The organism is Longimonas sp. (genome assembly GCF_040409695.1).
GTDB lineage: Bacteria > Bacteroidota > Rhodothermia > Rhodothermales > Salinibacteraceae > Longimonas.
This window is the reverse complement of record NZ_JARWGJ010000078.1, coordinates 1-11,729: the sequence shown is the minus strand read 5'-3', so window position 1 is coordinate 11,729 and position 11,729 is coordinate 1. Positions and strand designations below refer to the sequence as shown.

General features: G+C 59.8%; 11 protein-coding genes. 8 read left to right on the top strand and 3 right to left on the bottom strand.

The window, feature by feature from the left end; all coding sequences use genetic code 11:
• The 6 genes from PPP56_RS04850 to PPP56_RS04825 form a co-directional block, all read left to right on the top strand.
• A partial coding sequence (locus tag PPP56_RS04850; RefSeq protein WP_353562904.1) for a purine-nucleoside phosphorylase occupies window positions 1-737 on the top strand: 737 nt, incomplete at its 5' end.
• 104 nt (window positions 738-841) lie between these two features.
• Complete coding sequence (gene hisD, locus PPP56_RS04845) at window positions 842-2,140, top strand: histidinol dehydrogenase (RefSeq protein WP_353562903.1); 1,299 nt, start codon at window positions 842-844, stop codon at window positions 2,138-2,140.
• Between the two features lie 14 nt (window positions 2,141-2,154).
• Window positions 2,155-3,252 carry a histidinol-phosphate transaminase gene (gene hisC, locus PPP56_RS04840; protein ID WP_353562902.1) on the top strand — a complete coding sequence of 366 codons (1,098 nt, stop codon included), beginning with the start codon at window positions 2,155-2,157 and terminating at the stop codon, window positions 3,250-3,252.
• Between the two features lie 71 nt (window positions 3,253-3,323).
• A complete protein-coding gene (locus tag PPP56_RS04835; RefSeq protein WP_353562901.1) occupies window positions 3,324-3,920 on the top strand; it encodes a bifunctional nuclease domain-containing protein in 597 nt (198 codons plus the stop codon).
• A gap of 176 nt (window positions 3,921-4,096) precedes the next feature.
• Window positions 4,097-5,743, top strand: a complete 1,647-nt coding sequence (gene bshC, locus PPP56_RS04830; RefSeq protein WP_353562900.1) for a bacillithiol biosynthesis cysteine-adding enzyme BshC — start codon at window positions 4,097-4,099, stop codon at window positions 5,741-5,743.
• Between the two features lie 36 nt (window positions 5,744-5,779).
• Window positions 5,780-6,448 (top strand): HD domain-containing protein, encoded by a 669-nt coding sequence (locus PPP56_RS04825; protein ID WP_353562899.1) that lies wholly within the window; start codon window positions 5,780-5,782, stop codon window positions 6,446-6,448.
• A 68-nt stretch (window positions 6,449-6,516) separates the two neighbouring features.
• Here PPP56_RS04825 and PPP56_RS04820 read toward each other — a convergent pair whose 3' ends face one another.
• From PPP56_RS04820 to folP, 3 genes are all read right to left on the bottom strand, one after another.
• Entirely contained in the window at window positions 6,517-7,170 is a 654-nt protein-coding gene (locus tag PPP56_RS04820) for a protein-L-isoaspartate(D-aspartate) O-methyltransferase (RefSeq protein ID WP_353562898.1), read from the bottom strand.
• Window positions 7,171-7,204: 34 nt separating this feature from the next.
• Window positions 7,205-8,002, bottom strand: a complete 798-nt coding sequence (gene cdaA, locus PPP56_RS04815; protein WP_353562897.1) for a diadenylate cyclase CdaA — start codon at window positions 8,000-8,002, stop codon at window positions 7,205-7,207.
• A gap of 91 nt (window positions 8,003-8,093) precedes the next feature.
• Entirely contained in the window at window positions 8,094-8,987 is an 894-nt protein-coding gene (folP, locus tag PPP56_RS04810) for a dihydropteroate synthase (protein WP_353562896.1), read from the bottom strand.
• A gap of 231 nt (window positions 8,988-9,218) precedes the next feature.
• Here folP and PPP56_RS04805 point away from each other — a divergent pair, with 231 nt between their 5' ends.
• On the top strand, window positions 9,219-10,784 hold the full coding sequence (locus tag PPP56_RS04805; RefSeq protein WP_353562895.1) for a GH3 auxin-responsive promoter family protein: 1,566 nt from the start codon (window positions 9,219-9,221) through the stop codon (window positions 10,782-10,784).
• A 551-nt stretch (window positions 10,785-11,335) separates the two neighbouring features.
• On the top strand, window positions 11,336-11,729 hold a 394-nt coding region (locus tag PPP56_RS04800; RefSeq protein WP_353562894.1), incomplete at its 3' end, for a sigma-70 family RNA polymerase sigma factor.

Genomic DNA, 11,729 nt, shown 5'->3' with positions numbered 1-11,729 from the left:
AAGCCGACACAGACGCTGTCGTACCCGCTGCAAACATCCCGAACTACCCCCAGTCAACAGTAGCCGGACATGACGGACAGCTCGTGTTTGGCACGCTTGAGGGCACGCGCGTGGTCTTCGTGCAGGGCCGCGTGCACGCCTACGAAGGATACCCTACGCCCCGACTCACATTTCCGCTGCGGCTCTGCCACGCCCTTGGCGCGCAGCGCCTTCTCGTAACGAACTCAGCTGGCGGCATCAACCGCACATTTGGTCCAGGGCAGCTTATGTTCATCACGGATCATATCAACATGGCGTTTGCCGACCCCGGCCAGGCACAGATGCCCGATCCTCGCCACGCCGCGGCCCGCCCCCAGTCCGATGCGTCGGCACAGCCCATGATGCACACCCACTACTACGACCTCGCGTGGACCGACGCTGCCCAGCGTGTGGGCATCGAGGCCGGCGTGGGCACCGTGCGTGGCGCGTATGCCTGGACGCGCGGCCCCTCGTACGAGACACGCGCAGAAGTACGTATGCTAAGCCGCCTCGGCGCCGATGCTGTAGGTATGAGCACCGTACCCGAGGTGCTACAGGCCCATGCGCTTGGCATGAACGTCTTGGGCATCTCCACTATTACAAACTTTGCTGCCGGGCTCGGCCATGAGGTCCTCGAACACGAAGATGTGCTGCAGGTCGGTAAGCAAGTACGTGGCGACTTGCGCATGCTGGTACGCGCTATCGTAGAAAAGACGTGAGAATGCCGTCGCCCAATACCCGCAGACGAACCTTCGCTTCGTATCGAGAATAGAGTACCTCGCACCATACGCGCCCTGCTCCGCTTCACCCTCTCGTTCCCAACATGATTCCCCTGATCGACTACGCCGACCGGGCCGACCGCCTGCAGGCCGTGCTCAGCCGAAGTGCTTCTTTCAGCGACGACGTCGACGCCTCCGTTCGCGACATCTTGCATGCGGTGCGTATAGAGGGTGATGACGCGCTCTATCGCTTTACAGCCCGGTTCGACAACGTAGAGCTCGACGCGCTGCGCGTCTCCGAATCGGCCCTGCACGAAGCGCTCGATGCACTCGACGATGACCTGCGGCGGGTGATGCAGGACGCCGTCGAGAACATCCGCCGCTTTCATGCCCGCCAAGGCCCCAACTCCTGGTTTGAAGACGATGGCGACGGGGTTGTGCTCGGACAGCGCGTACAGCCGCTGGAGCGCGTGGGGCTCTACGTGCCGGGGGGTACAGCCGCATACCCTTCAAGCGTGCTCATGAACGCCATCCCTGCTCAGGTTGCTGGCGTGCCGCACATTGCGATGGTATCGCCCCCTCAGAACGATGGCCTGCCGCATCCCCACATTATGGCTGCCGCTGCCCTGCTGGGCCTTGACCAGGTGTATGCCCTTGGCGGTGCGCAGGCGGTTGGGGCGCTGGCGTTCGGCACCGATACGGTGCAGGCGGTCGACAAGATCGTTGGCCCTGGCAACGCGTACGTAGCCGCAGCGAAGAAACAGGTATTTGGGCGCATCGATATCGATTCGGTGGCCGGGCCCAGCGAGATCGGCGTACTCGCCGATGCAAGCGCCGACCCCGGATTCGTAGCCGCCGACCTGCTCTCGCAGGCCGAACACGATCCGCGCGCCTCAGCACTGCTCGTAACGCCGCATCGCCCGCTTGCCGAGGCGGTGCAGCACGAAATTGAAAATCGCGTGCCCGACCTGCCGCGTGCCGAGATCATCGAGGCGGCGCTCACCGACTACAGCGCCTGCATCGTAACCGATACGATGCAGCAGGCGGTCGACATGATGAACGAACTGGCCGTTGAGCACCTTGAGATTATCGTTGACGAGCCCTGGACCGTGCTCTCTGACATCAAGCATGCTGGTGCTATCTTTCTGGGGCCGTACTCATCGGAGCCTGTTGGCGACTATTTTGCGGGCCCCAACCACGTACTGCCGACCGGAGGCACCGCTCGCTACGCTTCCGCCCTGCGCGTCTCCGACTTTGTACGTACGCAGTCCATCATTCAGTATTCGGCGCGCCGCCTGTCTCAGACTGGGCCCGACATTGTGAAGTTTGCTGAAGCCGAATCGCTCCAGGCCCATGCCGACGCGATCCGCGAGCGCCTCGACCACATTAACGCCGCTGCCTAACTCCCCCGCCTACCATGGATACTGCCTCTGCTCCCTCTGTCGAAACTGTGCTGAACCGGATTCGCTCGGGCGTGCGCAACGAACACCCGTACCTGGTTGGAGCGCCGCCTCAGGCAGACGTCAAGCTTAACCAGAACGAGAGTCCGTACGACCTTCCAGCCGAGCTCAAAGCCGAGCTCGTCGATACGCTGCATGATACCGCATTCAACCGCTACCCGGCCGAGCAGCCGGCTGCCCTCGCGGAAGCGCTTGCCAAGCACAACCATGTTGCGCCGGAGCAGGTGCTCGTAGGCAACGGGTCGAACGAACTCACGTACCTGTTCGGGCTCGCCTTCATCGAACCCGGTACGCCAGTCGTGCTGCCTGCCCCTATGTTCTCGCTCTATGAGAAGGTGGCGCGCCTCTACCACGCCGACCTTACCACCATTGAACCCCGTGCCGACCTGCACTTCGATATCGATGCCCTCGTCGAAGCCGTAACCCAACACAACGCGGCGATGACAGTCATCACGACCCCCAATAACCCAACCGGACTCGCCGTGCCCCCAGCCGATCTGGAACGCGTGCTCAAAGCCACTCCGGGCGTGGTCGTGATCGACGAGGCGTATGTCGAATTCAATGACTACCCGCCGGCCACCGAGCTGCTCGATGCGTATCCCAACCTCATCATTCTACGGACGCTCTCAAAAGCTTTTGGGCTGGCCGGACTGCGCCTGGGCTACCTGATGGCGCACGAAGACATGGTTACCGAACTGATGAAGGCACGCCTTCCGTTTATGGTTGATCGCTTCTCTGAAGCCGTTGGGCGTGCCGTGCTCAACCACCCCAACCTGCTCACGCAGCGCGTAGAGCAGATGCAGGAAAGCTGCGCATCGCTCACCCAGGCCCTGCAAGAGCGTGACGACCTCACCGTCGTCCCTTCGCGGGCCAACTTCGTCCTCTTCACCCCCCATACAACCAGCTCCGATGCATTGCAAGATGCGCTCATGGAGCAAGGGATTCTCATCCGTAACATGGGCGGATATCCATCGCTCCAGGGCTACCTGCGCGTATGTGCAGGCACACCGGGTGAGAACAAGGCATTTCTGGATGCGTTGGATGCGGTGCTGTAACTACAACAGCTCCCTGTCTCGCCCAGCCTCTGTAGTTTCTTCCTTTTTGCACTGACACTCCACGCTATATAATGGATTTTATTCGGGTACGAATTATTGGTTTGTCCACCAGCCCCTCCAGCGGCGGCGCCTATGCCCTTGTGCTCGGAGAGGAAGATGGCAACCGGCGCTTGCCCATCATTATCGGGGCGTTCGAAGCACAAGCCATTGCGCTTGAACTGGAGCAGATACAACCCCCACGCCCCATGACCCACGACCTCCTGCGCGACGCCTTCGACTCAATGCAGGTCGACGTGACCCAGATCGTGATCGACGAACTACGTGAGGGCACCTTCTTTGCCAAAATTCGCTACGATCACAATGGCAGCGAAGACCAGCTCGATGCGCGCCCAAGCGATGCCGTTGCTCTTGCAGTCCGCGTAGATGCCCCCATCTTCGTAGCACCCAGCGTGCTCGATGAAGCTGGCATTGTTGCTGACGATGAGTCGGGCAGCATGTCGGCTATCGCTTCTGAACAGAGCAGCGAGGAAGAAGATCTGAGCAGCGCAACCCCGCTCGAACGCATGCAGAAACAGCTCGACAAGGCCATCGAAGAAGAGGATTACGAACGGGCCGCCGAGCTGCGCGATAAGATTGAACAGCTTAAAAGCGAGCAAAGCCAGAACTAACGGCTTTCCTTGCACGATACGCCCCTTCTAAGAAGCTTCGCGGAACGCTCTGCGAAGCTTCTTTTTTTGTGGATGCGCTGCGTTGGCGGCATGCTTGCCCTCTCATTCCCAACCCCGCCACGCATCCGCCTGCCCCCGACCACCCTCTTTCTTCGACAGTCCTTACCCCCTATCGCATGCCCGAATCGTCCGACGCTACCGCCGACTGTTTACCCTGGACGGCCCTGCACAGCCTGCCGACCCTCGCCGCGGACTATGCTACCGGCCGCGGCACCGCTGCATCGTACTTCGCCTACGACCGCCACAGCGCCACCGACCTACAGAGTGCGGCTGCCGTTGCCGCCGACCGGCCGCGCGACCGCAACGTCCTCGCCGACGTCCTCATCGAACAGAACCAATCCTGGGGCGCCCACGACGCGGCCAACGAAGCCAACATCAACGCGTTGCGCGACCCCGACACGATTGCTGTCGTTACCGGGCAGCAGGTCGGGCTCTTTGGCGGACCGCTGTATACGCTCTACAAAACGCTGACTGCGCTTGTGTGGGCCGATCACCTGGCAGAGCAGACCGGGCGTACCGTTGTACCCGTGTTCTGGATTGAGGGGGAGGACCACGACTTTGAGGAGATCGCCCGCACACACGTGCTTGCGCACAACGAGATCATCCCTCTCGACTATGCCCCCGCTACCCCCCCTACGGGTCCGGTCGGGCCGTATTCACTCGGCGAAGCTATCGAACCACCCCTGCAGCAGCTCAACGATGCGCTGCCGCCATCAGACTTTAAGCCGGAGGTGTACGGTGCGATCGCATCAGCCTACGCACCTCAGCACACCCTCGAAGATGCCTTTGCACAGCTCATTGCCTCGTGGTTTGCCGGTACCGGGCTCGTACTGCTCAACCCCGACGACCACCGCCTCAAACAGCTCGTGCGTCCGCTCATCGAGCACGACATCGACCACAGTTCCGAAGCCGTCGACGCCGTACACCGGGCCGGTAACGCGCTCGTTGAAGATGGCTATCATATGCAGGTCCAGGCGCGCCCGACCAACTTCTTCTGGATGGAGGAAGACGGCCGCTATGCCATTGATGCTAACGACGACGGCACCTTCACGCTCCGCCACGACGGACGCACGTGGAGCCGCGCTGACCTTCAGACGCGCATCGAGGAGCAGCCCGAGCGGTTCAGTCCCAACGTCGTTACGCGGCCACTGGTGCAAGACCAGATGCTTCCGACCGCCGCCTACGTCGCAGGCCCGGGTGAAATATCGTACTTTGCGCAGTATCGCGCAGTCTACGAGTGGGCCGGTACCACCATGCCTGTTATCGTGCCCCGCGCCAGCATGACGCTTGTTGAGGGCAAGGTCGAGAAGGTGCTCGACAAGTACGGGCTGTCGTTTGCAGATCTGGAGCAACAGAACGCGGACCAGCTCTTCCAGTCGGTGATTGTTGACACAATGGATGCCGACATCGACGCTGCGTTTGGGCATACTTCGAGCCGCATCCACCAGGCCCTGAATGACATAAAACCAGTCGCCGAGTCGGTCGATCGTACGCTGGGACGCTCGGTCGAGGCCACCCGTGCCGCGCTTGCAAACGAACTCAACGACCTGAAGCAGCGCATCGTGCGCGCCGAAAAGCGGCAGCATGAGGAAGTGCAAGATCAGATCGAAAAAGCATGTGTGAACCTGATGCCTGCACGCAGCCTGCAAGAACGGACCCTCAACCCGGCCTACTTCTTCAATAAGTATAGCATGGAGCTTCTGGATACGCTCCGTGCACGCATCGACGTATCCGATGCCTCGCATCAACTTGTTTCTCTGTAAGTTTGTCAGCCCCCTGAATAGCACGAACCCACCCGCGTGAACACACCCGCCTCTCCCCTTTTCAGTCCGGTTATTGAGCACGCCATCGAACTGGCTTCAGAGTGGCACAACGAGTGCTACCGCAAAGGCCGGTGGCGCGACGAGCCCTTCAGCCGCCCCGACACCGCGGTTCGCGTGCCCGTAATATCGCATCTTTCTGCGGTAGCCATGGCTGTGGCCCGGGCGGGCTGGCCTGCGAACGTCGTAGCTGCTGCCTATCTGCACGATATTGTTGAGGATCCAAACGCTCATGGCGACCGCATGACATTCTCCACCCTGAACGACCTGATCGGTCCCGCTGTGACTAACCTGGTGCGCAACGTTACCGAGCCCAAACTCGACGAGAGCGGCGAGAAGCTGCCCTGGCGGGTTCGCAAAGAGGCGTACATCGATCATCTGAGCGATGCCCCCAACGAAGCGCTCGCCATCAGCCTCGCGGATAAGCACCACAACGCATGGACGATGAACCAGAGCCTGGAAGCAGGCATCAACATTTTTGAGGATGCTCCCGGACGTACCGCACTCAGCGCCGGTCCCGAACAGCAACGATGGTTCCTTGCGTCGGTGCTGCGGCTTTCGGATGAGCGCAGCGATGATCGCCTCAACCCGCTGCACGCTGGACTCAAGCGTGAATACCAGCGCCTGACAGACCTCACTGTTTCTTGAGAGCCTATTTTGATTTCTTAGCTTGGGCTCTCCTGAGCTTTCAGGGCATGCGCAGCGCTCGCATGGCGCTACTCATCCTCGTTGACCAGCGGTACGAACCGAAAGGCATCGAGCGATTCGCGCTCGTACGTGTCAGGGCCGGTGCGTACGATCCGCTTCATGGTGTGCGAACCTGCTGCACCGACGGGGATCACGAGGCGCCCGCCCTCTTCGTGAAGCTGATCCAGCAGCGGCTCGGGCACCTCTTCAGCTCCTGCTGTCACGATAATCCCATGAAAGGGACTCATGCCGCGCCATCCTTCGGTACCGTCGCCGTGGCGGGTACGCACGTTGTAGTCAAGTGCTCGCAATTTGCGTTTCGCACGCTGAAGCAGCGCCTTATGGCGCTCAATTGAGAACACCTGTGCTCCCATCTCGCAGAGCACCGCCGCCTGGTAACCGCTGCCTGTTCCCACCTCCAAGATGCGTTCGCCCGGCTGCGGGTTGAGCAAGCTGGTCTGATACGCCACCGTAAACGGCTGCGAGATCGTCTGGCTCTGCCCTATAGGCAAGGCCTCGTCTTCATACGCCCGCTCTTTGAACGCCGGCTCCACGAACGCATGCCGGGGGACCTGCTCTATCGCACGAAGCACCCGCTCATTGTCGATACCGCGCTCGCACAGATGCGCAACGAGTGCCCTGCGACGTGATCGGTTCAGCCGGTCGTCGTACGTAGATGCCATAACGATATCAGTTGCGATGGGCCTCAAAAGAAGATTACGAAGCTTGTTTTGCCGTGCGCGTGCTGCCCTTCGAGGCCGGGCTAAGCGCATTTTGGAGGTAGGTCGTCAGTTCGTCCGGAGTAATGTTTGAGATGAGTGCGCCGTCTCGCGAAATTGAGATGTTGCCCGTCTCCTCCGAGACAATCACGACAAACGCATCGGTCTGTTCGGTAAGCCCTACGCCTGCACGGTGGCGCAGTCCGAGTTGCGGACTCAGCTTCATGCTTGTAGACACCGGCAGGATGCACCGTGCGGCCTCGATGCGGCGATCAGCAATGATGACGGCTCCGTCATGCAGCGGCACATCTTTGTTGAAGATAGACAGCAGCAGGTCACGCTTTACCTCAGCCTGAATAACCTCGCCTGTTTCGATGTAGCTGCGTAGTCCCGTTGTTCGCTGAAACGCGATTAGTGCCCCCGTCTGCGTATCGCTCATATGATCGACAGCCGATACGGTGGCTTTGATGACGGCCTCCTGGCTGTCGCTTGCTACAAACTGCCGGATAAGCGGGTTACGCCCCAACAGCAGGAGCAGACGTCGAATCTCAGGCTGAAAGATGATAATGACCGCAAGCACAAACACCTGATTGAAGTAGCTGAACACCATGTTCAGCACCTTCATGTTCAACACCCATACCACCAACTGAATGGCAAAGAGCGCTCCGAGTCCGAGTGAAATCTGAACAGCGATGGTGCCCCGCATCAGCCGGTAGAGCTGATACAGCAGAAAAGCCACCAGCGCAATCTCAAAGATGTCGCCGGGACCGATACGTAAGATTTCGAGAAGCGTCACCAGCAGCAGGGGGACAGGTCGACAGAGAGCGACGGGGAAGAACGTGAGACGGTTGTGTACCAGATACGCCTACGGTTCAGGGCGGCAATGGTCAGGGCGCATGAATAGCGTCAACTACACGCAGAGCCTGTGCGGTTTCGGCCACATCGTGCGTACGCACCAGTCGGGCTCCGTGCTCCATTGCGACGACCGTTGCAGCAATGGAGCCGTGCAGCCGTTCTTCGATTGGAACGGGCGCCTCGGCTGTGCCCAGCGCTGCCCCGATGCTACTTTTGCGCGACACGCCCACCAGAATCGGGCGCCCCAGCGCAGCAAGCTGCTCCAGCCTGCCGAGCATGCGCAGGTTGTCGGCATGCGACTTCGCAAACCCGAACCCGGGGTCGATGACTATGTCGCGAACTCCGGCAGAAACCGCCTGGTCAATAGCGCCTTCGAGTGCTTCGCGGAGCGCTTGCATCAGGTTCTCGTAGCTGTGCCCGTGTGGCATCGCTCCGGGGCGTCCCAACGAATGCATCACGATGAGCGGTGCGTTGTACGCCGCCGCAACGTCAGCCATCTCTGGATGGATGCGCAGGCCGGTGATGTCGTTCACGATGTGCGCACCGGCTTCCAGCGCCGCCTCTGCAACACGCGGCTTGTACGTATCTATCGAAAGAAGCAGCGACGGATCACGCGCATGCAGCGCCTTGACGACCGGCACCACCCGGTCGATTTCTTGCTGCTCCGCTACCTTGGCCGCCCCTTCGCCGTACTCCCGCCCCGAGGGCCGTGTCGACTCGCCACCGATGTCGATCACATCAGCGCCTGCATCGCGCATGGAAAGCGCGTGCGCGACGGCCTCATCGGTATCCATATACTGCCCGCCGTCAGAGAACGAGTCGGGGGTTACGTTCAGTACCCCCAGTATGCGCGTCGTACGGCGGCAGTCTAACGTGTGCGACCGGCAATGCAGCACATGGGTAGACGACGAAACGGCTTCAGACATAAAAACGAGCGCGTAGCAGTTGAAATATTGGCGGTGCAGCGAACCTTTCGAACATGAAAGAATACCAACGAGCGAACAAAAACGCGCCCTGCATGCAGGGTTTGGCAGAAAATTGTTGTGTCTGCGCCTGGGCGTGTCATACAGCTTTGACCTTGCACCGCTTCGAGCAGATGCTTCCTGCCGAGTCGCTTTCTCAACTAAGTGAGGCTTCTTCCCACTGGCCCCCCCTTTATGATTGCTCCTCTTCGTGCTCTGCTGCACCGTGTTGGCCCCCTGAGCCGCGTAAAGATGTTTCGCGATGCGCCGATGCAGACCCAACGCCACATGCTGCGTACCATGCTAAACCACGCGGCCCCCACCGAATGGGGGCACCGGTACGACTTTGCCGACATTGCACGGCAAGACGATGTAGTTGCTGCTTATCAGGAGCGCGTTCCGCTGCATACCTACGACGATATTGCAGAAGACGCACGCCGCATCCGAAGGGGCGCCTCTGATGTGCTATGGCCAGGCACAGCAACGCACTTTGCCGTGTCGAGCGGTACGGTTTCAGATGGAAAAGTGCTCCCCGTATCCACCGAAACCATTGATGCCAACCGGGCCTTCAGCGTTGGCGTCGGACTCAACTATCTCGTGGAAACAGGCAAGTGGCGCTTTCTTCTGGGCCGTCACCTCACCCTTCCGGGGCGCGTGGCGGAAGACCCCGACCACCCCGGCACATACGCGGGAGAGGTGAGTGGTATTCTGGCAAAGCATGCACCGGGCTTCTTCAAAGCGCTTTATCAAGCCGTCCCGAACGAAGTCTCCTTCATCGAGAACTGGGAGACCAAGCTCAAAACCATTGCGGAGCGTACGCTTGACCAGGACATCCGTCTCGTGGTGATGGTGCCTTCATGGGCAGTCGTATTCTTCCAGGATGTTATCGACGCGTACAACCGGCGCTACAATGCCCAGGCAACCACCGTTCATGAGGTGTGGCCCAACCTGCAGGTATTCATTTCGGGCGGCGTGGCGCTCCGCTCCTATCGCGAACAGCTGCAAGAGATTATCGGTGGACCGATGGACTTCATCGAAACGTATGGGGCTTCAGAGGGCTTCTTTGCGTTTCAAGATGATCCGGACGACCCGTCGTTGCTCCTTCACCTCAACAATGGCGTGTTCTACGAGTTTGTGCCCGTTGATGAGCATGGCGCTGCCAACCCAACCCGGCACACCATCGACACAGTTGAAACGGGCGTGCGGTACGCACTGCATGCTACGTCGTACAGCGGCCTCTGGTCGTACGATGTCGGCGACGTCGTACGGTTCACCTCGCTCGACCCGTACAAGATTGAGGTGGCCGGACGCACCAGTGAGATGATCGATAAGTTTGGTGAAGCCATCTATGCTGACGAAGTTCGCTCAGCCCTCCGAGAAGCCTGCACAGCTACCGGCGCTGAATTCGATCACTATCACGTAGCCCCTGCCCCAATGCGCTCTGGGGAGGCTCCGCACCATGAATGGATCATCGAGTTTGCCACACACCCCGGCGATCTTGATGCCTTCCGCGATGCGATTGACAGGCATCTGAATGAGATTAATCGCCACTACCACATTCGCCGCCAGTCGCGCGGCGTGGGGGCTCCTGTTATACAGGACGTGCCGGAAGGTACCTTCTATGCTTGGCTTAAAGCCAGTAACGATTACATTAGTGGACAGACCAAAGTACCGCGTATGAGCGCGGAGCGCACGGTGGCCGACGCCATCCTGAACGCACGCCCGTCTGCCGATGCGGAAGTTCATTCCGACCAATTATAGGGCTTGCCCGGGCTTCAGCAGGGCTCCACGACACGCCATGCGTTCATCGCTGACCACGTCCATCACCCATTCCCCCCTCATGTGGGCAGAACCTGCATACTTTGGAACAAGCCGTTACGTGGTACGTGGTGAAATGGCACCGTGTAGCCCGTCTCCTTCTGACAGTAACCAACCCGACGCAGTGGTAATTCCCTTGGCCTCTCAGACGGGTCGCACGACGTCTACTCTACATGCTTCCGTTCGCGTCCGCTCGAATGTCCTCGCTCCACGTAGTCGGAAAAGCATGCTGCCCCCCGATCGTTCAATTACCGATTTGCCTGCGAACGTCTTTTTAGCACGAGCACGCAGCCTACGTAACGATCGTTCTCGTAAACGACATCTGTTTACACCCTGTCGTAGCCCGCATAATCGCTCGTATGTCCGAGCCGGGTTACGTCTTTTTGAGGCTTCACCTTAGACCTTCCCCACACTCGACCTTGCATTCGGCGCCCGCCTTGAGCAGCGTCGCGCCCTCATCGTAATCCCCGCACCCACAAACCCACAGGAGCTATATGTACGTTCCGCGCGAGCAACGCATGTTGGACCAGTATCTTCAGGAAATTGGCAAGATTGACTTGCTTGAGCCCGAAGAGGAAGTCAACCTGGCCCGACGCATCAAAGAGGGCGACGAAGAAGCCCTGCACGAGCTCACCCGCGCCAACCTCCGGTTTGTCGTGTCCGTTGCCAAGAAGTATCAGGGCCAGGGCCTCTCGCTCTCCGACCTGATTAACGAAGGCAACTACGGACTCATCAAGGCCGCGCAGCGCTTCGATGAAACCCGTGGCTTCAAGTTCATCTCATATGCGGTCTGGTGGATCCGGCAGGCAATCTTGCAGGCGCTCGCCGAGCAGAGCCGCGTGGTGCGTCTCCCGCTGAACCGTATTGGCGTCATCTCAAAAATTCGAA